This window comes from Bradyrhizobium sp. ORS 111, assembly GCF_045571485.1.
Classification (GTDB): domain Bacteria; phylum Pseudomonadota; class Alphaproteobacteria; order Rhizobiales; family Xanthobacteraceae; genus Bradyrhizobium.
The window spans coordinates 3,344,345-3,369,707 of the sequence record NZ_CP120701.1; the positions used below are offsets into that span (position 1 = coordinate 3,344,345).

The 25,363-nt window shown below is 64.2% G+C and carries 23 protein-coding genes and 1 tRNA gene; 19 read left to right on the forward strand and 5 right to left on the reverse strand.

Features of this window, described 5'->3' with window-relative positions; all coding sequences use genetic code 11:
* The first annotated feature begins 71 nt into the window (after positions 1–71).
* Positions 72–482: a hypothetical protein gene (locus P6U30_RS15400; protein ID WP_407169808.1), complete on the forward strand. Its 411-nt coding sequence runs from the start codon at positions 72–74 to the stop codon at positions 480–482.
* 22 nt (positions 483–504) lie between these two features.
* Here P6U30_RS15400 and P6U30_RS15405 read toward each other — a convergent pair whose 3' ends face one another.
* Positions 505–891 carry a YciI family protein gene (locus P6U30_RS15405; RefSeq protein ID WP_407169809.1) on the reverse strand — a complete coding sequence of 129 codons (387 nt, stop codon included), beginning with the start codon at positions 889–891 and terminating at the stop codon, positions 505–507.
* A gap of 447 nt (positions 892–1,338) precedes the next feature.
* Here P6U30_RS15405 and P6U30_RS15410 point away from each other — a divergent pair.
* Positions 1,339–1,412: transfer RNA gene (locus P6U30_RS15410), tRNA-Gly, on the forward strand.
* Positions 1,413–1,749: 337 nt separating this feature from the next.
* Here P6U30_RS15410 and P6U30_RS15415 read toward each other — a convergent pair.
* Together P6U30_RS15415 and P6U30_RS15420 are read right to left on the reverse strand one after the other, a co-directional pair.
* Entirely contained in the window at positions 1,750–2,334 is a 585-nt protein-coding gene (locus tag P6U30_RS15415) for an ANTAR domain-containing response regulator (protein ID WP_407169810.1), read from the reverse strand.
* Complete coding sequence (locus P6U30_RS15420; RefSeq protein ID WP_407169811.1) at positions 2,331–3,506, reverse strand: transporter substrate-binding domain-containing protein; 1,176 nt, start codon at positions 3,504–3,506, stop codon at positions 2,331–2,333. Before P6U30_RS15420 ends, P6U30_RS15415 begins: the two co-directional genes overlap by 4 nt.
* Positions 3,507–3,923: 417 nt before the next feature.
* Between P6U30_RS15420 and P6U30_RS15425 the strand changes: the two genes are divergently transcribed.
* The 15 genes from P6U30_RS15425 (at position 3,924) to P6U30_RS15495 (ending at position 18,523) form a co-directional block, all read left to right on the forward strand.
* Complete coding sequence (locus tag P6U30_RS15425) at positions 3,924–5,324, forward strand: amidase (RefSeq protein ID WP_407169812.1); 1,401 nt, start codon at positions 3,924–3,926, stop codon at positions 5,322–5,324.
* A 17-nt stretch (positions 5,325–5,341) separates the two neighbouring features.
* On the forward strand, positions 5,342–6,337 hold the full coding sequence (locus P6U30_RS15430) for an acetamidase/formamidase family protein (protein ID WP_407169813.1): 996 nt from the start codon (positions 5,342–5,344) through the stop codon (positions 6,335–6,337).
* A 31-nt stretch (positions 6,338–6,368) separates the two neighbouring features.
* Complete coding sequence (locus P6U30_RS15435) at positions 6,369–7,607, forward strand: urea ABC transporter substrate-binding protein (protein WP_407169814.1); 1,239 nt, start codon at positions 6,369–6,371, stop codon at positions 7,605–7,607.
* A gap of 96 nt (positions 7,608–7,703) precedes the next feature.
* Positions 7,704–8,570: an ABC transporter permease subunit gene (locus P6U30_RS15440; RefSeq protein ID WP_407169815.1), complete on the forward strand. Its 867-nt coding sequence runs from the start codon at positions 7,704–7,706 to the stop codon at positions 8,568–8,570.
* Between the two features lie 141 nt (positions 8,571–8,711).
* Positions 8,712–9,785, forward strand: coding sequence for a branched-chain amino acid ABC transporter permease (locus P6U30_RS15445; RefSeq protein ID WP_407169816.1), 1,074 nt, complete (start codon positions 8,712–8,714; stop codon positions 9,783–9,785).
* A gap of 2 nt (positions 9,786–9,787) precedes the next feature.
* On the forward strand, positions 9,788–10,507 hold the full coding sequence (locus P6U30_RS15450) for an ATP-binding cassette domain-containing protein (RefSeq protein WP_407169817.1): 720 nt from the start codon (positions 9,788–9,790) through the stop codon (positions 10,505–10,507).
* On the forward strand, positions 10,497–11,207 hold the full coding sequence (locus tag P6U30_RS15455; protein ID WP_407169818.1) for an ABC transporter ATP-binding protein: 711 nt from the start codon (positions 10,497–10,499) through the stop codon (positions 11,205–11,207). Before P6U30_RS15450 ends, P6U30_RS15455 begins: the two co-directional genes overlap by 11 nt.
* A gap of 57 nt (positions 11,208–11,264) precedes the next feature.
* The gene (locus P6U30_RS15460; RefSeq protein WP_407169819.1) at positions 11,265–12,026 is read left to right on the forward strand and encodes an SDR family NAD(P)-dependent oxidoreductase; all 762 of its coding nucleotides are present in this window, start codon (positions 11,265–11,267) and stop codon (positions 12,024–12,026) included.
* Between the two features lie 85 nt (positions 12,027–12,111).
* On the forward strand, positions 12,112–13,515 hold the full coding sequence (locus P6U30_RS15465) for an amidase (protein ID WP_407169820.1): 1,404 nt from the start codon (positions 12,112–12,114) through the stop codon (positions 13,513–13,515).
* A 145-nt stretch (positions 13,516–13,660) separates the two neighbouring features.
* Positions 13,661–14,173, forward strand: coding sequence for a GNAT family N-acetyltransferase (locus tag P6U30_RS15470; protein ID WP_407169821.1), 513 nt, complete (start codon positions 13,661–13,663; stop codon positions 14,171–14,173).
* Between the two features lie 167 nt (positions 14,174–14,340).
* Positions 14,341–14,523 carry a hypothetical protein gene (locus tag P6U30_RS15475; protein ID WP_407151893.1) on the forward strand — a complete coding sequence of 61 codons (183 nt, stop codon included), beginning with the start codon at positions 14,341–14,343 and terminating at the stop codon, positions 14,521–14,523.
* Positions 14,520–15,299, forward strand: a complete 780-nt coding sequence (locus tag P6U30_RS15480) for a copper chaperone PCu(A)C (protein ID WP_407169822.1) — start codon at positions 14,520–14,522, stop codon at positions 15,297–15,299. Before P6U30_RS15475 ends, P6U30_RS15480 begins: the two co-directional genes overlap by 4 nt.
* A 117-nt stretch (positions 15,300–15,416) precedes the next feature.
* Positions 15,417–17,189: a PQQ-dependent dehydrogenase, methanol/ethanol family gene (locus P6U30_RS15485; RefSeq protein WP_407169823.1), complete on the forward strand. Its 1,773-nt coding sequence runs from the start codon at positions 15,417–15,419 to the stop codon at positions 17,187–17,189.
* 63 nt (positions 17,190–17,252) lie between these two features.
* Entirely contained in the window at positions 17,253–17,900 is a 648-nt protein-coding gene (locus P6U30_RS15490; RefSeq protein ID WP_407169824.1) for a c-type cytochrome, read from the forward strand.
* Positions 17,897–18,523 carry a hypothetical protein gene (locus P6U30_RS15495; protein WP_407169825.1) on the forward strand — a complete coding sequence of 209 codons (627 nt, stop codon included), beginning with the start codon at positions 17,897–17,899 and terminating at the stop codon, positions 18,521–18,523. The genes P6U30_RS15490 and P6U30_RS15495 overlap by 4 nt, the downstream gene beginning before the upstream one ends.
* Positions 18,524–18,935: 412 nt before the next feature.
* Here P6U30_RS15495 and P6U30_RS15500 read toward each other — a convergent pair whose 3' ends face one another.
* Both P6U30_RS15500 and P6U30_RS15505 read right to left on the reverse strand, forming a co-directional pair.
* A complete protein-coding gene (locus tag P6U30_RS15500; protein ID WP_407169826.1) occupies positions 18,936–20,645 on the reverse strand; it encodes a protein kinase domain-containing protein in 1,710 nt (569 codons plus the stop codon).
* Positions 20,646–20,677: 32 nt separating this feature from the next.
* Positions 20,678–21,937 carry a nitrate/nitrite transporter gene (locus P6U30_RS15505; protein ID WP_407169827.1) on the reverse strand — a complete coding sequence of 420 codons (1,260 nt, stop codon included), beginning with the start codon at positions 21,935–21,937 and terminating at the stop codon, positions 20,678–20,680.
* Between the two features lie 640 nt (positions 21,938–22,577).
* Between P6U30_RS15505 and nirB the strand changes: the two genes are divergently transcribed.
* Entirely contained in the window at positions 22,578–25,037 is a 2,460-nt protein-coding gene (nirB, locus tag P6U30_RS15510; RefSeq protein ID WP_407169828.1) for a nitrite reductase large subunit NirB, read from the forward strand.
* Entirely contained in the window at positions 25,034–25,363 is a 330-nt protein-coding gene (nirD, locus tag P6U30_RS15515) for a nitrite reductase small subunit NirD (RefSeq protein ID WP_407169829.1), read from the forward strand. The genes nirB and nirD overlap by 4 nt, the downstream gene beginning before the upstream one ends.

Below are 25,363 nucleotides of genomic sequence, written 5' to 3' on the forward strand. Positions count from 1 at the left end.
GCCCTTCACACCTTGTTAACCCAAGGGTGCACAGATCGGCGGCGCGAACGGGCGAGAGCGGAGACACCTCCATGCTCAAGGACGGCACCTACGCGGCTTGGTTCAGGACGCCGCTCGGCGAAGGTACCGGCATCGTTCATTTCGCCGATGGCAAGCTGTGGGGCCGCGACAGCATCATGCTTTATAGCGGTACCTACGAAGTCGCCGGCGATCGCTTCTCCGCCGTCGTCGCCACTAGGCGGCATACTGAGGGCCACGCGACGGTGTTCGGCGTCGACGATCTCGTGCTGAGGCTCGAGGGCTTGTCTGCGGGCGCGATCGCGACGTGCACCGGGACCGCAGATCAGGTGCCTGGTGTGACGTTCACAGCGACGCTGATCCCGAGCGAAGGCATGCCGGCAGAGCCGAAAGCGCCTGCGCCAGCGCCGAAGTTCGACGCCAGCAAGCTCCCGAAGGTGCCGAGCCGGTCCAGCCATCGCTGATCGGCTCCTCGCCATCCGCGGCTCAGACGTCGCTCGGACCGGCCGTCTCCGGAAAGGGTGCGCCCGGCAGATAGAGCTTGAGCGGGCGGATTTCGTAGACCGCCGACGGATTGACCCTGCGCAAGTCGCGCGCAGCCGCGATGGCGGCGCCTTCGTCGGCGCAATCGATCACGTAGAACCCGAGCAACTGCTCCTTGGTCTCGGCGAACGGACCGTCGATCACCATCCCCTGGCCGGGGCCGCGCAGCGTGCGCGCCTTGTTGGTGTCGCCGAGCCGTGCGGCGGGACCGAGCCGGCCCTTGAGCCGTTCATGGACCTCGCGCAGGCCGGTCATCACGGATGTGTCCTCGGCGGCGGTCCATGATTTGACCTCGGCTTCGACATGATAGGCCAGGATGGCATAAAGCATCGATCGCTCTCCTTATGTTGGGGCGGCTGGACGGAGGACGTTCCAGCGCGGCCCGAACCGACAATTTTTTCTGGCGGACGTATCAGCCCACGAACCGACGGATCGGTACAGCAAAAGGCGCGGCGGGATCACTCCCGTCGCGCCCCGGTTTGTTGTTGTCTCGCTGGTCCAGGGCTGAGAGCGCCCCGATGCCAGGCTGATGATCCAAGCCTAGCGGGCGATCCCAGCGAGGTGACAGCGCTTGAGACAAGACACTGGATCACCTCCTTTCGTTGTTGATGGGACCGCGAATATAGGCACCGAATCCGCCTCTGTTAAGGCGGCGGCAAGTCTCCGCTGGGCGCGGGACGGGACGGATTGTGAGCAAATCAAGGCCGTTCACAGGGAATGATGGCGCAGCCGGAAGAGTTGAGGCGAGCGCCCGGCCGTGTTAGGTGATCGCGCAACGCGGGTGTAGCTCAATGGTAGAGCAGCAGCCTTCCAAGCTGAATACGAGGGTTCGATTCCCTTCACCCGCTCCAATGAAATCAATGGCTTAGAGGCCATTTTGTTTGAAGTCTGAAGTTCAGGGTGCACTTCAGGGCGCCCTCGGAATCTCGAAAGAATCCCCAACGAGTCTTCGATTTCGCCGACGAAAGGCAACGCGATTCCGTCGACGGAAATTTGGATCGGGCCGTGCATCCATCGTGCTCGACAGCAACGCGATCTGATTGCTTTCGATCGCGGGGCATCTGGTGCGAACCGCGAACGCATCGCTGATAGCAGATTGAAGGTCACCCCAGTGGCCGAAGCGAGCCGCGTTGGTGCGTACCTTGCACCACCTTTCGGCGAGGTCGGTGGTCGCGCCGGCGGATCGGTCTAGCCGGCCCGAGGCAGGTAGCCTCTGGCCGTGACCTCCGCTGAGAGCTCCTCGATGGTCTTGCGCTGCTCCATGGCGGCGCGCCGGATCAGAGCGAAGGCGGCCGGCTCGGCGATGGCATGCGAGTGCATGATCTGAAGGACGGCCGCAAGCACGACCCGGCGCGAGCGAAGGCGCTGCTCCAGCTTGGCGACCTGCTGCTTGAGCTCGCTGGTGCGCTCGTTGCGCTCGAACGCCATCACGAGGGCGGCATAGATGCCGGCCGAGCGCAGCGGCTTGACGAGAAACGAGGCGGGATCGAGCTCGAGCACCAGCTTCAGGCGGCTCGGCGTCTCCGTGCCGAGCAGGGCGATCACCGGGCACCGTCCGAGGACCACGCGCTGCGACGGCGCGGTCAGCGGCAGGAATTCGTCGTCGATGAGCGCCACGTCCGCACCGCCGTCGATGGCGCCGCCGGGCTCCCATGGCAGCGTGTCGATCCCGAGGCGATCGAACTGACGTCTGACGATGGAGGCGTCGCGCTCGTCCTTGATGGCAACCAGCGCCTTGCGTCCGCGCAACGAAAATGAAGACGGCTTGCTCATTTCACAACCCGCAAATGCGGCGCGTTCGGCGACGCTCCGTCCCTTGCGGTCTCCCGCGCGGGGCTGACGGCGACGTCGAGCTGCGTCAGATAAGGATCCGGCTTAACCGGAGCATCAGCTTCCCAGAAGATGTCAAACTGTCCTTCGGCATTGGAAACCGCGAGCCGCGGCGTCAGGACGCAGTGGTTGTTGGCGCCATCGATCCAGACCGGTCCTTGCGGCGAATTGTAGCGAAGGCCGGCCGCGGCACGCCGCACTTCGGCGATGTTCGATGTCCCGGCCCGTTGCAGCGCGCGCGCCAGCAGGTAAACCGCGACATAGGTGGATTGTCCGTCGACGCAGGGGCTGCTGGCATCGCCATAGCGCGCCTTCCAGCGCGCGACGAAGGCGCGGTTCTCGGGCAAGCGGATGCTTTCGAAATAGGCCGACGACGTGATGCAGCCGGCCGATGCCGGTCCCACGACCTTGAGCTCGGGTTCGCACAGGCTGCAGCTCAACATCGGGATGTTGAGGCCTGCGCTTGTCGTCGCGGCGTGGAAGGCGCGGATAAAGTCGTAGCTCGAGCTGCCGACCAGTGTGTTGAACACGGCCGGCGGTTTGCGGCGCACGATCTCGTCGACAATGTGGTCGACCGTGCTTTCGCCGAGCTCGAGCAGTCGCTCGGCAAGGATGCTGCCCTGCGCCGCCGTCACCAGCTCGCGTGTCACGCGATTGGTTTCCCAGGTCCACACATAGTTGGAGCCGACGCAGAAAAGATGCCGCGTGACGTTGTCGAGCACGTAGCGCACGAGCGGGAGCACGTTGTGGTTCGGCGATGCCCCGACATAGATGACGTTATCTGAACATTCGAACCCCTCGTAGCGGGCCGGGTGCCAGAGCAGGCGGTCGGTGCGCTCGACGATCGGCAGCACCTGCTTGCGCGATGCCGAGGTATAGCAGCCGACAATATGCTCGACGCCGACGTTGCGAATGAGATCATCGCAAGCGCTGTGATACTCCGAAACGATGCCGCGAGGATCGCGCACATGTGGAGTGAGCGAGAAGTCGAAGTCACTCTCGTTGTTGATCTCGTCGACAGCCATCAGCGCGCTCTTGAGCAACTCGCGTCCCATCGCCTGATAGGGCCCGTGCTGCGAGCATATGATGCCAACTGGTATGGACGGCTTCGTCATCGGCGACTTTCGGCGGTGCAACGCGTTGAGCAGATCATCATCGCCGATATCGGCGCAAGAGGTCTTGCCGATTTGCTGCGCATGCACTTCGTGAAATTTGTGCAGCCAGCCTCGTTGACAATGCGCCGGACACTTCCTTAGAGTTTTCTGCTACCGGGCTTCCTGTCGAACCTTGCGTGCGTCGATCTGGCCGATGACGTCCTGATCCCCGCACTACCTGCTGCGTTCGGCTTTGAGTCCACGCGATAGATCATAGCCGCGGCATTAGAGCCATTCGTCACCTCGTTTCGGAGGGGCGGGTGGCTTTTTTCTTTTGCCGTCAAGAAAATTGGCGACGCATCCGCGTCGCCAAGCCGGAGGCGCATGCGCGGCGATTGGCTTGCGCTTGCGTCGCGTCAAGCGCGGGGGATGAAGGCGATGCCGACGACAGATCTTCACTATCTCGGACTGATCGAGGTGGGGCAGCAAATCCAGGCCAGGAAGCTGTCGCCGGTCGAAGTGACCAAGGCGATGCTCGAACGGATCGAGCGCCTCGATAGCATGCTCAAGAGCTACGCTTACCTGATGGCCGATGCGGCGCTCGCGCAAGCTGCCGCCGCCGAGAAGGAGATTGCATCCGGCACGATCAGGGGGCCGCTGCATGGCGTGCCGATCGCGGTCAAGGATCTCTGTTGGGTGAAGGGCGCACCGGCGGCGCACGGCATGACGATCCATCGAGACTTTCGTCCCGGCGAGGACGCCACAGTGGTCGCGCGGCTGAAGGACGCCGGCACGATCATCCTGGGCAAGCTGCAGCAGACCGAAGGGGCCTATGCCGACCATCACCCGAAGATCGATCCGCCGAAGAATCCGTGGAACGCGGATCTATGGTCGGGCGCATCCTCGAGCGGCTCGGGTGTCGCGACCGCGGCGGGCCTCTGCTTCGGATCGCTCGGCACCGACACCGGCGGTTCGATCCGCTTTCCCTCGGCCGCCAACGGCATCACGGGGCTGAAGCCCACCTGGGGGCGGGTCAGTCGCTATGGCGCGTTCGAGCTCGCGGCCACCCTGGATCACATCGGGCCGATGGCGCGCAGCGCGGTCGATTGCGGCGCGATGCTTGCCGTGATCGCGGGCCAGGACCCCAAGGATACGACATCGGTGCCGTTGCCCGTGCCGGACTATCTCGCCGGCCTGTCCGGTGATCTGCGCGGCCTGACGATCGGTGTCGATCGGCGTTGGACCAACGAGGGCACCGATGATGCCGCGAGCAAGGTGCTCACCGACGGCCTGCGCGTCGCCGCCGATCTCGGTGCCACGATCAAGGACATCACGTTTCCTGATGCCACGGCCGTGATCGAGGATTGGTTCCCGCTGTGCGGCATCGAGGTGGCCGTTGCGCAGGAGGAGACCTATCCCGCGCGCAAGGACGAATATGGCCCCGCGCTTGCCGGCTTGCTCGATCTCGGCCGGCAGCAGTCCGGCATGGACTATCAGAAGATCGTGCTGCGGCGCGAAGCGTTTCGCGGCGCGGTGCGGCTGCTGTTCGAGACGGTCGATCTGATCGCCGTTCCCGCCCAGGGCTTCGCCGCGCCCACGCTCGCCAAGATGGCGACGCTCGGCGAGGAGCCGTCTCTGATTACCGGACTGCTCCGCTTCACCTGTCCGTTCGACATGACCGGAAGTCCGACCGTGACACTGCCAGGCGGTTTCGCGCCGAACGGCGGTCCGATCGCCTTCCAGTTCGTCGCGCCTCACTTCGGCGAAGCAAGCCTGGTGCGCGCGGGAGATGCGTTCCAGCGCGTCACCGATTGGCACAAGCGCCATCCCACGATCTGAGTCGAGGAGCCGTTCGCATGTCTGAAGACTGGTTGAAGAATTCGATCATGGCGAAGCGGGCGCTCGCCAAGGGAGCGATGGGCACGACCCATAGCTTGACCATCGAGCAGCAGGGCGGCTTCCACTACGTCTACGGTCCTTACGCGAAGCCGACGCTGTCGATCGATCCCGGCGGTGTGGTGGTCGTTGAGACCGAGGACGCTTTCGGCGGTGTGTTGACCAGCGAGAGCGACAGTCCCACCGCCAAGCTCAATTTCCCATACCTCAATCCGCAATGCGGGCCGATCGCGGTGAACGGTGCCGGGAAGGGTGATTGCCTTGCTGTCTATATCCGCGATGTCGAGACGCGCGGCGCGCAGCCGGCCGGAACGACCTGCATCATCCCCGAGTTCGGCGGCCTGGTCGGGACCGCCTCCACGGCCATGCTCAATCCGCCGCTGCCCGAGCGCGTGAGGAAGCTGCACGTCGACCGCAACGGCGTGCGCTGGAACGACAAGATCACGCTGCCCTACGAGCCCTTCATCGGAACGATCGGCGTGTCGCCCGAGATCGAGGCGATCTCCTCGCTGCAACCCGATTACCACGGTGGCAACATGGATCTGCCGGATGTTGCACCCGGGGCCATTGTGTATCTGCCGGTGCACGCCGAAGGCGGGCTGCTCTATGTCGGCGATTGCCATGCGACGCAGGGCGACGGCGAGCTGTCCGGCGTCGCACTTGAGCAGCGCGCGACCGTGACGCTCCAGATCGATCTCATCAAGAACTGGAACTTCGCCTGGCCGCGGCTCGAGACCCGCGACTTCATCATGACGATCGGCAGCGCGCGCCCGCTCGAAGACGCAGCCCGCATCGCCTATCGCGAGCTCGTGCGCTGGATGAGCGCCGACTACGGCTTCGACGAGATCGACGCGTACATGCTGCTCAGCCAGGCCGGCCGGATGCGGCTCGGCAACATGGTCGACCCGAAATACACAATGGGAGCGTCGATCCTCAAGGATTACCTCAAGTCGTGACTTTCACAGTTTCAAAACAGGGGACATCGCCATGATTTCGGGACGTAGGTGTGGGACTGCTTTGCTCGGCGCGATCGTCGCGGCGGCAGCACTGGGTGTCGCTCACGCGGCCGAGCCGCCGCTGAAGGTCGGTCTGCTCGAGGACGTCTCCGGCGACCTCGCCTTCATGGGCATGCCGAAGCTGCACGGCTCGCAGCTCGCGGTCGAGGAAATCAACAAGAGCGGCGGCATCCTCGGACGGCAGATCGAGCTGATCCATCTCGATCCGCAGGGCGACAATGCCCGCTACCAGGAGTTCGGCCGCCGGCTGCTCAACCGCGACAAGGTCGACGTGCTGATCGGCGGCATCACCTCGGCTTCGCGCGAGGCGCTGCGCCCGATCGTCGACCGCACCACCACGCCATACTTCTATACGAACCAGTACGAAGGCGGTGTCTGCGACGCCAGCATGGTCAGCATGGGCGCAGTGCCCGAGCAGCAGTTCTCAACTCTGATCCCCTGGATGGTCGAGAAGTTCGGCAAGAAGGTCTATGTCATCGCCGCCGACTATAATTTCGGCCAGATCTCGGCAGAATGGAACCGCAAGATCATGAAGGATCTCGGCGGCGAGGTAGTCGGTGAGGAATTCATCCCGCTCGGCGTCTCGCAGTTCGCGCAGACGATCCAGAACATCCAGAAGGCCAAGCCGGACTGGCTCCTGACCATCAATGTCGGCGCCGCGCAGGACTCGTTCTTCGAGCAGGCCGCCGCGGCCAACCTCAATTTGCCGATGGGCTCCTCGATCAAGATCATGCTCGGCTTCGAGCACAAGCGGTTCAAGCCGCCGGCGCTCAACAACATGCATGCGACGGCGAACTGGTTCGAGGAGATCGACACCCCCGAAGCCAACGACTTCAAAAAGCGCTGGCACGCCAAATTCCCCGACGAGCTCTACATCAACGACATGGGCTACAACGCCTACAACGCGCTCTACATGTACAAGGCGCTGGTCGAGAAGGCGAAGTCGACCAAGCTCGCGGATCTGCGCAAGGTGATTGCGACCGGCGATGCCTGCATCGACGCGCCGGAGGGCAAGGTCTGTATCGATCCGAAGAGCCAGCACACGTCGCATCGGATGCGCTTGATCTCGGTCGGTCCCAAGCACGAGGTCACGGTTGAGAAGGACTACGGAACGATCCAGCCGTATTGGCTTGGCGAGATCGGCTGCGATCTTACCAAGAAGAACGACAAGGATCAGTACACGCCGAGCCATCTTCCCAGCAAGTCGTGACGCGCGCCGGGCACGAATCTTGCTCGTGTGAGCACGTGGAGGCGTTGCGCCTCGCCGGCGTCGCAGCAATGCGACGCCTGGATCAGGGAGGCCGGGATGTCGGCTGAACTCTTCTCGCTGTTCTATCAGTTCGCCGACGTCTTTGCGTTCCTGATCCTGTCGGCCGCGGGCCTTGCCATCGTGTTCGGCATGATGGGCGTCATCAACATGGCGCATGGCGAATTCATCATGTGCGGCGCCTACGTAACGGTCGGGCTGGTGAATCTCGGCGTGCCGTTGCCGATCGCGCAGATCCTCGCCGCGGTGACGGCGGGGCTGATCGGTGTCGTAGTCGAGTTCCTGATCGTGCGGCGCTTCTACAAGCGTCCGCTGGATTCCCTGCTGGCCACCTGGGGTCTCAGCCTGATCGTGACGCAAGCGATGCTGCTGATCGTCGGCTCCGCTGTGCGTGGTATCGGCACGCCCGAAGGGAGCTTTGCGATCGGTGAGTATACGTTCTCGACCTACCGGCTTGTGCTGTTCGGCTGTGCGGTGGCGGTGCTCATCGGTCTTTACATCATCTTCATGAAGACGCGCTTTGGCGTGATCGCGCGGGCGACGATGCAGAATGCCGCGATGGCCAAGGCGCTGGGCGCCCGGACCGGGCGGATCTACGCGATCAGCTTCGGCATCGGCACCGGTCTCGCGGGGCTCTGCGGCGCGCTGTATGCCCCGACCATGACGCTGATCCCGACAATGGGCGCGACCTTCGTGGTGGAGAGTTTCGTCACCGTCGTGATCGGCGGAGCCAATGTGCTGCTCGGAACGGCGCCGGCGGCGGTGTTCCTGGCGATGATCCGGATGACGCTGAATGCGAGTTACGGCCAGATCATCGGACAAATCGGTATGCTGGTTGCCGTCATCCTGGTCATTCGTGTCCTGCCCGAAGGGCTGTCCAGTGTCCTGGTGCGTCGCGGGCGCTAGGGCATGGTCCGGAACGGTGTGAAGCAGTTTCCCGTCGCGACAAATGCGGAACGCGTTTGCGCGGAGATCACGGTCAAACAAGGAGGCGAGACGGTGATGCGATCGCACTCGATCGCACCATCGTCGAAGCGAGGATCCCTGATGTTCAAGTTGCTCGATGGCCCGCAGACGCTCGGACGAGGCAAGATCTTCTGGTCCTGCTTCCTCGCCGTGCTGGCGTGCGCGCTGATCTATCCGCTGTTTGCCGACTCCTATGATGTCGGCAACTTCGCCTATTTCCTGATCTGGATTTTCATGGCGCTCGGCCTTTGCCTGATGTGGGGCTACGGCGGCATGCTGTCATTCGGCCAGACCTTCTTCTTCGGCATCGCCGGCTATGGCTACGGCGTGCTCGCGATTAACATGGGCGGCGGGACGACGACGATCGCCGCGCTCGTCCTCTCCGTGCTCCTCGCGATGGTCGCGGCCGCGATCCTCGGCTACTTCATGATCTGGGGCGGCATCAGCGGCATCTTCTTCGGCATCGTGACCCTGTCGGCGACGCTGGTGCTTGCATTCTTCCTCGGCCAGACGGCCGGGCCGGAATGGCATATCGGCCCGGCGCGGCTGAACGGCTTCAACGGCATGAAGGGCATGGACCCGCTGGCGATCGGTGATTTCTACATCGAGGGGTCGGCGCTCTATTACGTCATGATCGCGCTGATCTTGATTGTCTATGTCTCATTGCGCGTGCTGGTGAACTCCAGCGTCGGCAACGTGATCGTCGCCACGCGGGAAAATCCGCAGCGCGCCGAGATGCTCGGCTACGATGTCCGCAAATATCAGCTTCTCACCTTCGTGATCGGCAGCGGGCTCGCTGGCCTCAGCGGGGCGCTGTACACTTCGTGGGGACAGTTCATCACACCCTCGAGCATCGGCTTGCCGGCAGCGGCAATGCCGATCGTGTGGGTCGCATTCTCCGGCCGCAGCGATCTGACCGCGACGTTGGTCGGATCGTTCCTGCTGCTGTTCGGCTTCCAGACCATCACCGTCTACAGCCAGCAGGTGGCGCTGGTGCTGATGGGGGCACTGCTGCTCGCGACCGTGATGCTGGCGCCGCAGGGCTTTGTGCTCGGCATCGGAAAGCTCGTCGTGGACTGGTGGACCAGGCGTCGGGGGCGCGAACCGGCTCCCACGCTGGCTGACACCAGCCGCCTGCAATCGGATGAGACCTGACCATGACGCTCGTCGATGTGAAAGGCGTCTCCAAGCGCTTCGGTGGATTGACCGCCGTGTCCGATGTCGATCTCACCGTCAATGCCGGCGAGGTTCACTGCCTGATCGGGCCCAATGGGGCAGGGAAGAGCACGCTGTTCAAGCTGATCGTCGGGCTCTACCCGCCGACCAAGGGCAGCATCTTCTTCGATTCCGTCGATATCACCAGCGAGCGCCCCTACGCGCGGGTGCAGCGGGGCATGAGCATCAAGATGCAGGCGCCGAGCGTGTTCAAGGAATTGCCGGTGCGTCAGAATATCCAGATTGCGCTCCAGGAGCATCTTTCAGGTGCTGCGCGCAGCGCTGAGGAGGAACGGCTGCTGACGCTGCTTGACCTCGCCGAGGACGGCGGCAAGCTGGCCGGCGCACTGTCGCACGGCCAGCAGCAATGGCTCGAGATCGGAATGGCCTTGGCGCTGCGGCCGCAGCTCCTGCTGCTGGACGAGCCGACCGCCGGCATGTCGCCGGAGGAAACCTACAAGACGGGGGAGCTGGTCAAGTCGTTCAATGCCGAGGGCATGACGGTTCTGGTGGTCGAGCACGACATGGCCTTCGTGCGCCAGGTCGCCCAGCGCGTCACCGTGCTGCACCTCGGCAAGATCTTTGCGCGCGGCAGCCTTGATGCGATCCTGCAAGACGAGAAGGTCGCCGACATCTACCTGGGTCAGAGCCATGCCCACTGATCGCATATTGGATGTCTCGGGACTGTGGGCGGGCTATGGCGCGACGCCGATCCTGCAGGGCGTCAGCATGTCGGTCTCGCGCGGCGAGATCGTCGGCGTGATCGGCCGCAACGGCGTCGGCAAATCGACACTGATGCGGTGCCTGATCGGCTTGCTCCAGAGCTGGCGCGGGACGATCACCTTCATGGAGCGGGACGTGACCCAGCTCGAGGCCGATGCAAGGGCGCGTGCCGGCTTCGGCTATATCCCGCAGGGCCGCGACGTGTTCCCGCAGATGAGTGTCGAGGAGAACTTGCAGGTCGGCGAACTGATCGGCGGGCCTGACGGCAAGAAGCTGCCCGAGCTGGTCTACGAGTATTTTCCGCGATTGAAGGAGCGCCGGCGCCAGATCGCGGGCACCATGTCGGGCGGTGAGCAGCAGCAGCTCGCCATCGGCCGCGCATTGATCGGCAATCCGACTCTGATGATCCTCGACGAGCCGTCTGAAGGCATCCAGCCGTCGATCGTGCAGCACATTTGCGAGGCGCTGAAATCCTTCCGCGACGAGCTCGGGACGACGATCATCTTCGTCGAGCAGAATCTCGATACGATCCTGGCGATCGCCCAGCGCTGCTACATCATGGAGAAGGGCAAGATCACCCGATCGCTGGCCGGAGAGGACGTCAATGCGGACAATGTCCGCGCGCAATTGTTGCTGTGATCGGCGGGTCGGGAAACGGCCGTGTCCTGCAATCAATAATCAAGGAGGGAACGACAGATGGATCTGGGACTCAAGGGAGCAAAGGTACTCGTCACGGGCAGCACCAGGGGAATCGGCCGGGCGATTGCCGACACCTTCGCTGCCGAAGGCGCCGATGTCGGCATCTGCGCGCGCAATCAGGCTGACGTGGATAGCGCCGTTGCCGCGATCAAGGCCAAGGGTGTTGCCGCGTTCGGCAGCGCCGTCGATGTCTCTGATGGCGCGGCCCTCAAGGCCTGGGTCGCCGACATGGCAACGAAGCTTGGCGGCCTCGATGTCGTGGTCGCCAATGTCAGCGCGCTGTCGATCGGGCAGGATGAGGAGAGCTGGGAGAAAGAGTTCTCAACCGACATGATGGGGACGGTGCGCCTCGTCACTGCGGCGATGCCCTATCTGGAAAAGAGCCGCGCCGCCGCGATCGTGACCATCTCCAGCGTCTCCGGGCGCGAAGTCGATTTTGCCAGCGGGCCTTACGGCACCTTCAAGGCCGCGATCATCCATTACACGCAGGGCTTGGCCTACCAGCTCGCGGCCAAGGGCATTCGCGCGAACTCGGTGTCGCCGGGCAACACTTATTTCGAGGGTGGCGTCTGGAACATGATCAAGGACAACAACCCCGAACTGTACAAGACCGCGTTGGCGCTCAATCCGACCGGCCGCATGGGCACGCCGCAGGAGATGGCGAACGCCGCCGTCTTTCTCGCAAGCCGTGCGGCGAGCTTCATCACCGGGACCAACCTGGTGGTGGACGGCGCCTTGACGCGCGGCGTCCAGTTCTAGGCGGCGAGCAGGCGGGGAAGGCATGAAACGGCGCCGCCCGCGGCGGCGCGTCCGGGCAATCATTTCGACAACAGCAGGGCGTCAGATGTCAGCGGAACCGTTACACTACAAGTCGATCACCGAAATCTCCGACCTGTTTCGCCGCAGGGAGGCGCGTCCTTCTGAAATCACCGAGGCGATCCTGAACCGGATCGCGCGGCTTGATCGGGAGTTTCACGGCTATGCCGTGGTGCTCGCGGAGCGCGCCGTGGCGCAGGCGAAGCGCTGCGATGACGAGATCGCCAAGGGCATCTGGCGCGGCCCGCTTCACGGCGTCCCGATTGGGCTGAAGGATCTCTGCTACACGACGTTTGCCCCGACCGCGGGCGGCACCACGATCCACGCCAGGTTCGTGCCGTCTTTCAACGCGACGATCGTGGACCGGCTGGAGCGCGCCGGCGCCGTCACGCTCGGCAAGCTCAAGATGACCGAGGGCGCCTATACCAGCCATCACCCCGACAATCAGGCGCCGCTCAATCCCTGGAATACGAATTATTGGGTCGGCTCCTCGTCGACCGGCTCGGGCGTGGCAACGTCGGCGGGGCTCTGCTACGGCGCGATCGGCAGCGACACCGGCGGCTCGATCAGGTTTCCGTCGGCGACCTGCGGCTTGACCGGGATCAAGCCGACCTGGGGCCGGGTCAGCCGGCACGGCATCTTTCCGCTGGCTGACTCGCTCGATCACGTCGGGCCGATGTGCCGGAGCGCCGCGGACGCCGCTGCCATGCTTGGCGTCATCGCCGGCGCCGACGTCAATGATCCGACGGCGCTGCGGGCGCCGGTGCCGAACTATCTGGCCGGAATCGGTGACGGCATCCGCGGCTTGAGGGTCGGGGTGGACCGCAGATACACCCAGGACGGCATCGACCCGCAAGTCGTCGTCGCTCTGCTGGAAGCCGAGCGCACCCTTGCTGAACTCGGCGCCGACATTCGTGAGGTCAAATTTCCGCCCTACGAGAAGCTCGTCAGCATGTGGATTCCGATGTGCTCGGTGGAGACGGCGGAAGCGCATCTGGAAACCTATCCGGCGCGCAAGTTGGACTATGGCCCGGACCTCGCGCTGCTGATCGAGCAGGGCCGCTCAGTCAGTGGCGTTGAGATCGCGGCCATTCATCACGAGCGGCTCAAATTTTCCGGCAGTCTTGCGGCACTGTTTTCGGACATCGATCTGCTGCTCGTCCCGACGATGCCGGTCCCGATACCGACCCTTGCCAAGATGAGCGAGTATGGCGCCGATCCGAGCATATTGCTGAGCATCCTGCGCTTCACCGCCGTTTTCGACTTCAGCGGCAGCCCGACGATCACCCTGCCGATGGGAATGGCATCGGATCACATGCCACTCAGCATGCAACTGGTCGGGCCGCATCTGTCGGAGGATGTGCTGGCGCGCGCCGGACATGCGTTCCAGTCGGTGACGGACTGGCATACGCGGCGGCCTCCGCTCGACTGAGACGGGGCCGGCTTGCTGGCCGATCGAATGCGATCAAGGGCGTGGCGCGAACCATTTGGCTGGAGACGACATCATCCTCTATGAGTGACGAAGGTGGACACGCATAGTTCGTCGTGTCCCGCTCGCTACGACTGGAAGGTGCCGAATGACTGCCCTCGACATCGATATCCGGCGACTGACGGCTGCAGACGCCGCAATGTATCGCGACATTCGCCTTGAGGCGCTGCGCGCAAACCCTGAAGCGTTCGGCAGCGCGTTCGAGACCGAAAGCGTCTGGCCGGTCGGCTGGTTCGCGGAACGGCTCGCGGGCGGCGCAGCGATGCTCGGAGCAATTCGCGGGAGCGAGCTCGTCGGTACCCTCGGATTGCTGAAGGCCGACGGACCGAAGCGGCAGCACAAGGGCATGCTGGTCGGAATGTATGTGCGGCCCGCGGCACGGCGCGGCGGCGTCGGGCGGCGGCTGCTCGATGCCGCGCTCGACCTTGCGGCGCAATCGGTCGAGCTGGTCCAACTGAGCGTGGTGAAGGGCAACGAGCCGGCACATCGGCTCTACCAGAGCGCCGGTTTCGTGGAATACGGACTTGAGCAGCGCGCTCTGAAAGTCGGTGGCCGCTACTACGACGACATCCTGATGGCCAAGGATCTGATCGGGACTTGAGAGCGGCGTCGCGCAACGACGCCATGACTGCTCGGACGTGGCATGATGACCCCGAGCCGCAGCGGCCGGTTCCTGCACGAGAACGCGGGCGCGGCGCCCGATCCGGCGTTGCGGAAGAGCCGGCGCGGCACCAATTTCAGCGCTATGCAGGTGTTCGGATGGTGCTCATGACGGAGTGGTACTTCGTTTGGATCGACGGTCCGCGCGGACCGGAGCCGCAAAAGTGGTCTGCGGACGGGCTGTGGGGGCAGCTCGGCCGCCAGGATATCATCGTCCGCTTTCCGTTGAGCGAGCGGGAAGCCGATCTGCCGCTCGACCAGCTCGCAAGGTTGCACCCCATTCCCGGTTGAACCGGCGCCGCTGTGCCTTCGGGTCGTTGTCAAACCACGAGCCGTCCTCGCTGCGCGACGGTGACCTGCGCTCTCCTTCCCGAATTGAGACGACGCGCGTGCAGACGACCAGTGCGCCGCGTGTTGCATCGCGCTGTGGCACGAGACGTCTATCGATATCGGTCGCGCGCGAAAGCCAACACCACCATCGCGTGCATCGAGTCACGCGATGGGAGTTCTCGGGTTCCGGATCATCAATCGCTGGCAGCGCGCGGCGAAGCATGAAACAGTGCTTGTCGGTGGTGGCAGTGGGAGTAAGCTTGATGTCAGCGACGCGGATGCTGCAGTGCGCGGTTGCGTGCAGGACAACAACGATTGCGCTGCCATTATTCTGCCTGATCAGCGCGTTCGGAATTGTGCACGACGCCGCCGCGAGCGAATCGCTGCAGATCGTGGACGCGCACGTGCCAGCGGTCGACAGAGAGGGCGGGGATCTTCCCTTGACGATGACGATCAGGAACGAGGCCGACAGCGCCGACGCACTGCTTCGCGTCCGCTGCCCGGTTGCGAATTTCTCCGAGCGTCACACCGTCGACCGCGGCGAAGGCGCGCCCGCCATGCGTTCGATCCCGAACATCCCGGTCCCGGCCAAGGGAACGCTCGAGCTGAAGCGCGACGGCTACCATGTCATGCTGCTCCAGTTGCGTCAGGCGCTTGCGCCCGGCGAGACGTTCAAATGCGCGATCGTTTTTCAGAAAGCAGGAACAATCGAGACGGAGGTGATGGTCCAGAAGTGACCACGGACGGCGGCGGGTCGACGGTCCACCCGCCGGGACTCAAGGCTTCTCACCCGAACACCCCGTATGTGACGGGCAATTCGATCAATGAAGATGCTAGATCCGGAGGAAACCACTATGACGAGGTTGAATTGGGCTAAATCCCATATGCTCGCAGCGGCCGTAGCATCCGCTGCGACCATCGCCGGCTCTTTCGCATTCGCGGAAGATGTCAGCCAGGAGCGACTGCTCAACGCTGACAAGGAAGCCGGCAACTGGCTGCACCATCACAAGGACTACGCGGCCAACCGGTTCTCGACCCTCACCGAGATCAACCATGACAATGTCAAGAACCTGAAGGTCGCCTGGACCATGGCGCTCGGCGGCGTCGAGGGCGGCGGAATCTGGTCGCATGGCGGACTGGAAGGGACGCCGATCGTCGAGAACGGGTTCATGTACGTCACCGACGGTTGGGGCTCGGTCTACAAGATCGATGCCCATGGCGGCAAAGGCACGTTGCTTTGGAAGATGGATCCGAAGACCGACCACGACTGGGCCGGCGCCGTCGCCTGCTGCGGCGTCGACAATCGCGGCGTCGCGCTGTGGAACAACCTCGTCATCTCGCACACGCTCGACGGCCGCCTGATCGCGACCAACAAGGAGACCGGTCAGGTCGCCTGGCAGCGTCAGGTCGCTGATCCCGACAAGGGTGAGGTCGTCACCGGTGCGCCGCTGATCGTCAAGGATATGGCGATCACGGGCGTGGCCGGCGCCGAATACGGCATTCGTGGCTGGATTGCCGCCACCGATCTGAAGTCCCAAAAGGAACTCTGGCGCACGCACACGATCCCGGGCAAGGACGATCCCGGCCACGAGACCTGGAAGGACGACAAGAGCGCCGCCGCAACGGGCGGAGGATCGACCTGGGTCACCGGCAGCTACGACCCGTCGACCAACACGATCATCTGGGGCGTCGGCAACCCCGGCCCGGACTGGGATAATGAATATCGGCCCGGCGACAATCTCTACACCGACAGCTCGCTCGGGCTCGATGCCGACACCGGCAAGATCAAGTGGCATTACCAGCACACGCCAAACGATCCCTATGACTACGACAGCGTGGCGGAGAATGTGCTGGCCGACGTTCCCGGCCCGAACAACACGACGCTGAAGCTCGCGCTCGAGGCCGATCGCAACGGCTTCGCCTATGCGATCGACCGCACCACTGGCAAGTTCATCTGGGGCCTGCCGTTCGTGAAGAAGGTGACCTGGACCAAGGGCCTCGATCCGGAGTCCGGCAAGCCGGTGGAGTACGATGCGAAGCAGGGCGTGCAGCGCTACAACGTGTCGGTCACGCCGAGCCGTCAGAACAAGGTGACGGACATCTGCCCCGGCAACATGGGCGGCAAGAACTGGCCGCCGACCGCGTACAATCCGAACCTGAAGCTCTGGTACATCCCGGTGATCGAGAGCTGCAACCGGATCACGGTCGAGGAGATGACGCCGGAGAAGATCAAGCCGCGCGAGTTCTTCACCGGTGGCGGACCGAGCCAGCCGGTCAAGATCACCGGCAGCGTGACTGCGATCGACGTCACCACCGGCAAGGTGGCGGGGAAGGCGGAGACGGAGTTCCCGAACCTCGGCGGCGTTCTCGCTACACCTGACCTGGTGTTCTCCGGACAGCCGTCCGGCGAAGTGATCGCCTATGACGCGAAGTCCTTGCAGAAGCTCTGGGAGTTCAACACCGGCGGCGGTGTCAACGCGCCTCCGATGACGTTCTCGGTGGACGGCAAGCAGTACGTCGCGATCCTGGTCGGTCTCGGCGGTGCCTGGGACAAGTGGTTCATCGACGCCACGCCCGAGCTGAAGAAGATGCAGCCGGGCTCGATGCTCTACGTGTTCGCCCTTTGACGTTGCAAGCGCGGGAGGCTTCGCCCGAAGCCTCCCGCGTCGACCGCAGCGTTTTCGAGTGAAGTGGATACCGGCTCGCGTGAAGAAAACGCGTCGAAACAGGAATCGCGAGCTTCGTGCCGATTCCGTCGGAACGAAACGGGCTCTGGCCAAGAGAAACAAAAGCAAATGAAGCAAACATGGTTGGTTGGCGCGTGGCTTGGCTGCGCGCTCGTGATGGGATGTGTGGGTGCCGCGCATGCGCAGGCGGCAAGCGATCCGACCGATGCCGGCAAGGTGGTGTTCAAGCGGGCAAACTGCATGGGTTGCCACAAATGGCACGGCAACGGCGGCGGCGGCTATGGCGGCGACGCGCTGTCGCTTCGCAAAACCGAGCTGACACGCGAGCAGATCGTCGAGACCGTCAGTTGCGGACGGCCGGGCACCGGCATGCCGTTCTTCGTGCGCGGCGCCTACGACGCCACGAAATGCTACGAGATGACGCGCCAGGATGTCGGCGATCGCATGCCGCCGGAGGCCAACGTCTTTCTGCGGCCGAACGAGATCGAGGCCGTCGCGGACTACGTGCTGGCTCATGTCAAAGGCAAGGGCGAGCCAACCTATGACGAATGCGTCGCGTTCTTCGGCGAGGGTTCGCGCGTTTGCAACATCTACAAGGAGGCCGGGCACGCCGCCGCGCCGTCCGATCACAACGACAAGGCAAAACCATGAGCAAGCAGCGATCCGCAACTCGCGGCCTGGTCTTCGCGGCCGCCGTCACCGCAGCGGTGCCGGCAATGGCAACCGCGGGAGACCTGCGCGACATCAGCGTCGGCATGCCGATCACCAGCGCCCCGAGCACGGGGTATGTCAACCTGAGCTGCGCCGCGGACAAAGCACACAAGCTGTCGGGCTGGACGCAGTGGTCGGACTGTCCGGCCGGGCCTGACCAGTTGCGTGCGATCCATTTCGAGTACGACCCGATGACGTCGCGGGAGGGGACGTTGGTGGGCGGCCATCCAGCCATCCTCACCGCCATGGTCGATCACGACGCCAGGATCGCGGCTCTGACGATCGAGACCGATCCGAAGGCACGGCTCTATCTGCGCAAGAAGGCGTTCCTGCTCGGGCTGCAGGCCAAGTCCCGCTACGGCGCCGACGGATGGACCTGCTCGGACGCGCAACCGGCTGGCGACAAGCAGGCCGTCGGCGGCAGCTTTGTCGACGAGCATTGCAGCAAGACGACCGAGGGCCGATCGATCGAGATCGTGCGGCACCTCTATCGCGAGCCGAACAAGGAGCTGAAGGATTTCACCGACGAGACCCGGATCACGATTCGCCGCGTCGGGTCCTGAGGTAGGCAATTGCATTTGGGAGAAAGGCGCCCTGCGGCCATCCTTCGAGACGCCCGCCTTTGGCGGCTCCCCAGGACGACGGGGCGCACTGCTCCACCCCGTCATTGCGAGCGAAGCGAAGCAATCCATCGTACGACGTACGCGGAAGCGTGGATTGCTTCGTCGCTTCAGCGCAAAATTGCTTTGCAATTTTGTCGCGAGCTCCTCGCAATGACGGCCACATAGGTTCACAGCCTCTCAGGATGAGGTCTTGTTTTGCGGCACAACGGTAGACCCTCATGGTGAGGAGCGCCGCTTGCGGCGCGTCTCGAACCAAGAGGCCGAGTATGTACGCAGCCGCCCAAGGCGGCATATGCGATAGCCTTGGGTCCTGAGGCGAAGCGAGTCTGTGGTCAGGTCGATTTGACCCGATCTAATGCCGCGCCAGCAGCACCACGATAATCACGGCCAGGATGGCGCACAGCACCTTCCAGAACGTCACGGGATCGCGATCGTGCAACGATTTACGGCCCGTCACCGCGGGACCGGCCCAGGTGGCGCCGTTTTCCAGCTCATGGGCAAATTCGATGGCATCGCCGTAGCGTTGCGCGGGCTCGACGCTGATCGCCTTGCCGATCACGGCGTCGAGCCAGGCCGGGAGGTCCGGGCGGTAGCGCGACAGCGGCGCCGGCTTGCCGAAGCGCGGCCGCGAGAACGGCTCGATCTCGCCGAATGGATAATTCGCCGTGAACATGCGGTAGACAGTGACGCCGAGCGCGAACAGGTCGGAGGCCTCGTTGCCCGCCGTGCCGCCGAATAGCTCGGGGGCCATATAGCTCGCGGTGCCCGGAATGTCCTCGGCTGGAAAATCCTCGAGCAGGGGCACGCGCGCAACCCCGAGGTCGACGAGGCGCAAGCCGCCGTCCTTCAGCAGGATCACATTGTCGGGCTTGATGTCGCGATGGATGATGCCGGCGCGGTGCAGCGCCGTCACGGCGCGCACCAGCTTGGTCGCAATCGCGATCCCCTCGGCGAGCGACAGCCGCGGCGCGCGCTTGAGGCGCTGCTCCAGCGTCTCGCCGTCATAAAGCGGCATCGCCGAATAGAGTCTCGTCTGCCGCTCCGCCGGCAATTCGATGATCTCGCCGATCCACAGGCTCCGCACCCGCGCGGCAACCCAGGCCTCGCGCACGAAGGCGAGGCGGTAGGAGCCTTCACCAGCCACGCGCGGATGCGGAAACTTCAGCACGACCTCGCGGCCGGCCCGCTTGTCGACGGCCTTGAACAGGCGGCTGTAGCGGCCGTCGGACAGGACATCGCCGAGCACGAAATCGTCGATGACGTCGCCTGATGCAGGCAGGTCGAGGATCGGCAGCGCGGCGATCGCATGGGTGAGCTCGTCGCGGTCAGCGGGCGGCAGGTCGACGATGTCCAGCACCAGCGCGGTGGCATTGTCGCTGCCGTCAGCGGCAAGCGCCGCCTCGACGATGGCGCGTGCCGTTTCCTCCGGCGGCGTACGCTGCTCGAGCAATTGCTGGATGCCGGCATCGCCAAGCGCGCCGTGCACGCCGTCACTACAGATGACGAGACGGTCATGCTGCCGAAGCCCCACGGTCAGGTAGTCGAAACGCGCGAACTCCTCGAAGCCGATAGCGCGGTTGAGCATATGCGCGAGGTCGCCGCGACCGGCGATGTGATCCTGGGTCAGCCGCTCCAGCCGCCCCTCGCTCAACCGGTAGGCCCGGGTATCGCCGATATGGATGACATGACATTGCCGCCGCGACAGCACGATCGACGAGAAGGCGCAGGCCATGCCGCTGCGTGCGGCGTCGACGCGGCCTTGGGCGTAGATCCAACTGTTCGCGGCCTCCAGCGCGCGAGCGGCGCGTCGGCGGACGCCGAGCGTCTCGGAAAGCGAATAATACGCGTCAATGAAACTGCGGACGGCGACCTCGGCGGCCTCGCGCCCGCCCTTGTGGCCGCCGACGCCGTCGGCCACGGCCGCAACCACGTCGGGGCTGAGGGCGCCGGGCCTGCCGAGGCAGGCCGCGGCATAGTCCTCATTGGCGGCGCGCTTGCCGGTCTCGCTGGCGAAACCGACGCGAACTCCGAGATCTCGTTGCGAGCCGTTCGCCACGTACATTCTATCCTGCCGCGCTGGAGCGCGCGGGTAGCTTACACGCGCGCCCCCGACACCGCGCCCCAGGTGGTGCGCCAGCGGACCTTGACCATGGCAAGTCCGATGAAGCCAAGCAACGCCAGCACGCCGAAGAACAGGAAGCCGGCGCCGAAGCAGCCGGTCATGGCCTTGGCGGTGCCCAGCGTCTGCGCCAGGAAATAGCCGCCGATGCCGCCGGCACAGCCGACGAGACCGGTCATCAGGCCGATCTCGTGACGGAAGCGCAGCGGGATCAACTGAAACACGGCGCCGTTGCCCATGCCGAGCGCCAGCACGCCGATCGAAAACAGGAGAACCGAGATCCAGGCGATGCGCGGCATCGCAGTCAGCGCCCAGCCGCCCTGCGCCGGTGCCATCGGGCCCTCCGGCATGAAGGCGATCACGAAATAGGCCGCGACCACGATGCCGAACAGGATCGATAGCGCGCGGATGCCGCCGATGCGGTCGGCGATCAGGCCGCCCACGGGTCGGAAGCCGGATCCGAAGGCGACGATCAAGGCCACCAGCAGGCCCGCTGCGACGCCGGAGACATGATACTGCACGGTGAAATAGAGCGGCAGCGCGTTGGCCAGTCCGACGAAGCCACCGAAGGTGATGAAGTAGAAGAACATGAACCACCGGCTGTCGGAATCCTTGAGCAGGGTGCCATAGGCCTTCAGCGAGATCGGCTTGCGCTCGCCGGGCGCGTCCTTGGCGGCGGCGACGTAATAGGCGAGCACCATCAGCATCGGGATCAGAAGGCAGCCGAACACGGCCTGCCAGCCCCAATGCTCGGCAATGCTCGGCGCGAGCAGCGTGTCGAGCACCACACCCATATTGCCGGCGCCAGCGATGCCCATCACGACGCCCTGGTATTGCGGCGGATACCAGCGGCTGGCCTGGGGCAGGGCGACCGCAAACGAGGCGCCACCGATGCCGAGCACGACGCCGAACAGTTCGATCGCAAGCTTGCTGGTCAGGCCGAACTTCCAGACTGCTACCGTTGCGATGATCACGACGAGCTGGGCGATGATGCCGGTGCGCTTGGCGCCAATGATGTCGGCGAGCAGGCCCATCGGCACGCGCAGCAGCGCGCCGGCCAGCACCGGAATTGCAACCAGCGTGAACTTCTCGTTCACGGCCAGGTTCATGTCGCGCGCGATATAGACGATCAGCGGGCCGAGCGAGACCCACGCCATGAAACTGATGTCGAAGTACAGGAAAGCCGCCAGCAGCGTCGGCCAGTGACCCGCCTTCTTGAATTCAGCGAACTTCATTGTTCATTGCCTCGCGATGCTGCGACGAAGGCAGCCGCGCGAGGTGCGGCCGGTCTTGGCGCAAATGGACAGAATGGGGATGAAGGACGAGAGCGCTCGTCGTTGAGACGTTCCCGATCAGCAAGAACTTCAGCAATAAGTGTGCCATTCGAAATCGACGGCGATGCTTCGTCAGCAATCGCAAGGCGTTGTCCCGGTGCTCCCGGCCTGACTGCGACAACTCCGATTGCTGTCGTGCGCAGCAGGCGCCGCCGCGCAAACGCGCATGGTGGTGCTTTTTTGAGCGCCGTGCCGAACGCGCGTGGTCGCGCGTCAATCCCCGCCTCCGGGAACAGCGCCGATGCTTCTTATGCTGTCATGCACAAGAGATCATCGGCGTGGCTAAAAAATCGGCCGGCGATCCACGCGGCCCCGGTCCGGCGGCTTTTAACGTCGCCGGAAACCATTTGATTTTGCTGTCGGATTCGGCCGCGCCGAATTGGCACGCGTTTTGAATGTCAGTCTGCAAAGGAATATCGATCGTCAGTGACGACGGTCTGCGCCCGCGGCTGGGCTTCCGAACAATCCCATCTTCAATCGACGTTGATCGACGACGTGTGCTGCGTCGCTGCGCAGCGTCGTCGGAATCGAAAGGCAGACCATGCTCGACAAGGTGACGAAGCAAAAGCTGGTTGTGATCGGCAACGGGATGGCCGGCATCCGCACCGTGGAGGCGCTGCTCGAGCGCGCGCCTGATCTCTACGACATCACGGTGTTCGGTTCGGAACCCTACGGCAACTACAACCGCATCCTGCTGTCGCCGGTGCTCGCCGGCGAGAAGACCGTCGACGACATCATGCTCAACACCGTCGATTGGTACGAGGACAACAACATCACGCTGCGCAAGGGCGAGACGGTCGCGATGATCGATCGTCGCACCTGCGAGGTCGTCACCGAGGCCGGCGATCGCGTTCCCTACGACCGCCTGCTGATCGCGACGGGCTCAAATCCGATCATGCTGCCGCTGCCCGGCAAGGATCTCCCGGGCGTGATCGGCTTCCGCGACATCTACGATGTCGATCGCATGATCAAGGCCTCGACCGACTATCGCAATGCCGTCGTGATCGGCGGCGGCCTGCTGGGCCTCGAAGCCGCCAACGGGCTGATGAAGCGCGGCATGAACGTCACGGTCGTGCATCTGCTCGATACGCTGATGGAGCGCCAGCTCGATCCGGTCGCCGGCGGACTATTGCGCAAGTCGCTGGAAGAGCGCGGCATGGTGTTCAAGATGCCGGCGCAGACGCAGGCGATCCTGGGCGAGGACCGCGTCACCGGCGTGCGCTTCGCCGACGGCACCGAGCTGCCGGCCGATCTCGTCGTGATGGCGGTCGGCATCCGGCCGAACTTCGAGCTGGCGAAGAAGGCCGGGCTCTATTGCGAGCGGGGCATCGTCGTCTCCGATACCATGCAGACCTATGACGGCCGCATCTATGCGGTCGGCGAATGCGTGCAGCACCGCCGCCAGACCTACGGTCTGGTCGCGCCGCTGTTCGACCAGGCCAAGGTCTGCGCCAACCACCTCGCGATGAAGGGCTTTGCCACCTATGACGGCTCGGTCACCTCGACCAAGCTGAAGGTCACCGGCATCGACCTGTTCTCAGCCGGCGACTTCGCGCCGGGGCCGGACAAGGAGGAGATCGTGCTGCAGGACGCCAATCGCGGCGTCTACAAGCGCATCATCCTGAAGGACAAGAAGATCGTCGGCGCCGTGCTCTATGGCGACACCATCGACGGCCCCTGGTACTTCCAGCATCTGCGCGACGGCACCGACGTCTCGCACATGCGCGAGCGCCTGGTGTTCGGCGCCGCCAATCTCGGCGATGGCGGCGTCAGCGGCCAGAGCTCGGTTGCGGCGATGAGCGACGAGACCGAGATCTGCGGCTGCAACGGCGTCTGCAAGGGCACGATCGTCAAGGCGATCACCGACAAGAAGCTGTTCACGCTCGACGACGTCCGCGCCCATACCAAGGCGTCGTCGTCCTGCGGCTCCTGCACGGGCCTTGTGGAGCAGGTGCTGGCGTTCACGCTCGGCGGCGATTACTCGGCGGCGCCGAAGGTCAAGCCGCTGTGCAAATGCACCGATCACAGCCACGATGATGTTCGCCGCGTCATTGTCGAGCAGCAGCTCAAGACCATTCCCGCAGTGATGCGCTTCATGGAGTGGAAGACGCTGAACGGCTGCCATTCCTGCCGCCCGGCGCTGAACTACTATCTGCTCGCGACCTGGCCCGGCGAATACCGCGACGACCAGCAGTCGCGCTTCATCAACGAGCGCGTCCACGCCAACATCCAGAAGGACGGCACCTATTCGGTGGTGCCGCGGATGTGGGGCGGCGTCACTACGCCGAGCGAGCTGCGCGCCATCGCCGACGTCGCCGAGAAGTTCAACATCCCGACGGTGAAGGTCACCGGCGGCCAGCGCATCGACCTGCTCGGCGTCAAGAAGGAGGATCTGCCGGCGGTGTGGGCCGATCTGAACGACGCCGGCATGGTGTCGGGTCACGCCTACGCCAAGGGACTGCGCACGGTGAAGACCTGCGTCGGTTCGGAATGGTGTCGCTTCGGCACCCAGGACTCCACCGGCCTCGGCATCAAGCTCGAGAAGTTCATGTGGGGCTCCTGGACGCCGGCCAAGGTCAAGCTCGCGGTCTCCGGCTGTCCGCGCAACTGCGCGGAGGCGACCTGCAAGGACGTCGGCGTGGTCTGCGTCGACTCCGGTTACGAGATTCACTTCGCCGGCGCCGCCGGGCTGCACATCAAGGGTACCGAGTTCCTGACCAAGGTCGAGACCGAGGATGAGGCGCTCGAGGTGATCGTGGCGTTGACCCAGCTCTACCGCGAGGAGGGCTGGTATCTCGAGCGGATGTACAAATGGTGCGACCGTGTCGGGCTTGAGCAGATCAGGAAGCGCGTCGTCGACGACGTTACGAATCGCAAGGCGCTGTTCGGACGCTTCGCCTACTCGCAGCAGTTCGCGCAGACCGACCCGTGGGCCGAGCGCGCCAGCCGCGGCGTCGACCGCAACGAATTCGCACCGCTTGCCGAATTGGAGATCGCATGACCGGCTGGATTGAAATCGGCGCGCTGGACGAGATTCCGCGGCTCGGCTCACGGGTGGTCCGCACGCCTCATGGCAACATCGCGGTGTTTCGCACCGAGAGCGACGAGGTGTTCGCGCTCGACGACCGCTGCCCGCACAAGGGCGGGCCGCTGTCGCAGGGCATCGTGCACAACAAGCGGGTGACCTGTCCGCTGCACAATTTTGTCATCGAGCTGGCGAGCGGGCAGGCGGTGGCGCCCGACGAGGGCTGCACGCACACGCATCCGGCCAAGGTCGAGAACGGCGTGGTGTGGCTTTCGATCAGGCAGCCGGCGGCGGTGAGCTGA

Bases quoted from the DNA above. Each gene is read 5' to 3' on its own strand.
- P6U30_RS15400 (WP_407169808.1), top strand. From the start codon at position 72: ATGCTCAAGGACGGCACCTACGCGGCTTGGTTCAGGACGCCGCTCGGC.
- P6U30_RS15405 (WP_407169809.1), bottom strand. From the start codon at position 891: ATGCTTTATGCCATCCTGGCCTATCATGTCGAAGCCGAGGTCAAATCA.
- P6U30_RS15415 (WP_407169810.1), bottom strand. From the start codon at position 2,334: ATGAGCAAGCCGTCTTCATTTTCGTTGCGCGGACGCAAGGCGCTGGTT.
- P6U30_RS15420 (WP_407169811.1), bottom strand. From the start codon at position 3,506: ATGACGAAGCCGTCCATACCAGTTGGCATCATATGCTCGCAGCACGGG.
- P6U30_RS15425 (WP_407169812.1), top strand. From the start codon at position 3,924: ATGCCGACGACAGATCTTCACTATCTCGGACTGATCGAGGTGGGGCAG.
- P6U30_RS15430 (WP_407169813.1), top strand. From the start codon at position 5,342: ATGTCTGAAGACTGGTTGAAGAATTCGATCATGGCGAAGCGGGCGCTC.
- P6U30_RS15435 (WP_407169814.1), top strand. From the start codon at position 6,369: ATGATTTCGGGACGTAGGTGTGGGACTGCTTTGCTCGGCGCGATCGTC.
- P6U30_RS15440 (WP_407169815.1), top strand. From the start codon at position 7,704: ATGTCGGCTGAACTCTTCTCGCTGTTCTATCAGTTCGCCGACGTCTTT.
- P6U30_RS15445 (WP_407169816.1), top strand. From the start codon at position 8,712: ATGTTCAAGTTGCTCGATGGCCCGCAGACGCTCGGACGAGGCAAGATC.
- P6U30_RS15450 (WP_407169817.1), top strand. From the start codon at position 9,788: ATGACGCTCGTCGATGTGAAAGGCGTCTCCAAGCGCTTCGGTGGATTG.
- P6U30_RS15455 (WP_407169818.1), top strand. From the start codon at position 10,497: ATGCCCACTGATCGCATATTGGATGTCTCGGGACTGTGGGCGGGCTAT.
- P6U30_RS15460 (WP_407169819.1), top strand. From the start codon at position 11,265: ATGGATCTGGGACTCAAGGGAGCAAAGGTACTCGTCACGGGCAGCACC.
- P6U30_RS15465 (WP_407169820.1), top strand. From the start codon at position 12,112: ATGTCAGCGGAACCGTTACACTACAAGTCGATCACCGAAATCTCCGAC.
- P6U30_RS15470 (WP_407169821.1), top strand. From the start codon at position 13,661: ATGACTGCCCTCGACATCGATATCCGGCGACTGACGGCTGCAGACGCC.
- P6U30_RS15475 (WP_407151893.1), top strand. From the start codon at position 14,341: ATGACGGAGTGGTACTTCGTTTGGATCGACGGTCCGCGCGGACCGGAG.
- P6U30_RS15485 (WP_407169823.1), top strand. From the start codon at position 15,417: ATGACGAGGTTGAATTGGGCTAAATCCCATATGCTCGCAGCGGCCGTA.
- P6U30_RS15495 (WP_407169825.1), top strand. From the start codon at position 17,897: ATGAGCAAGCAGCGATCCGCAACTCGCGGCCTGGTCTTCGCGGCCGCC.
- P6U30_RS15500 (WP_407169826.1), bottom strand. From the start codon at position 20,645: ATGTACGTGGCGAACGGCTCGCAACGAGATCTCGGAGTTCGCGTCGGT.
- P6U30_RS15505 (WP_407169827.1), bottom strand. From the start codon at position 21,937: ATGAAGTTCGCTGAATTCAAGAAGGCGGGTCACTGGCCGACGCTGCTG.
- nirB (WP_407169828.1), top strand. From the start codon at position 22,578: ATGCTCGACAAGGTGACGAAGCAAAAGCTGGTTGTGATCGGCAACGGG.
- nirD (WP_407169829.1), top strand. From the start codon at position 25,034: ATGACCGGCTGGATTGAAATCGGCGCGCTGGACGAGATTCCGCGGCTC.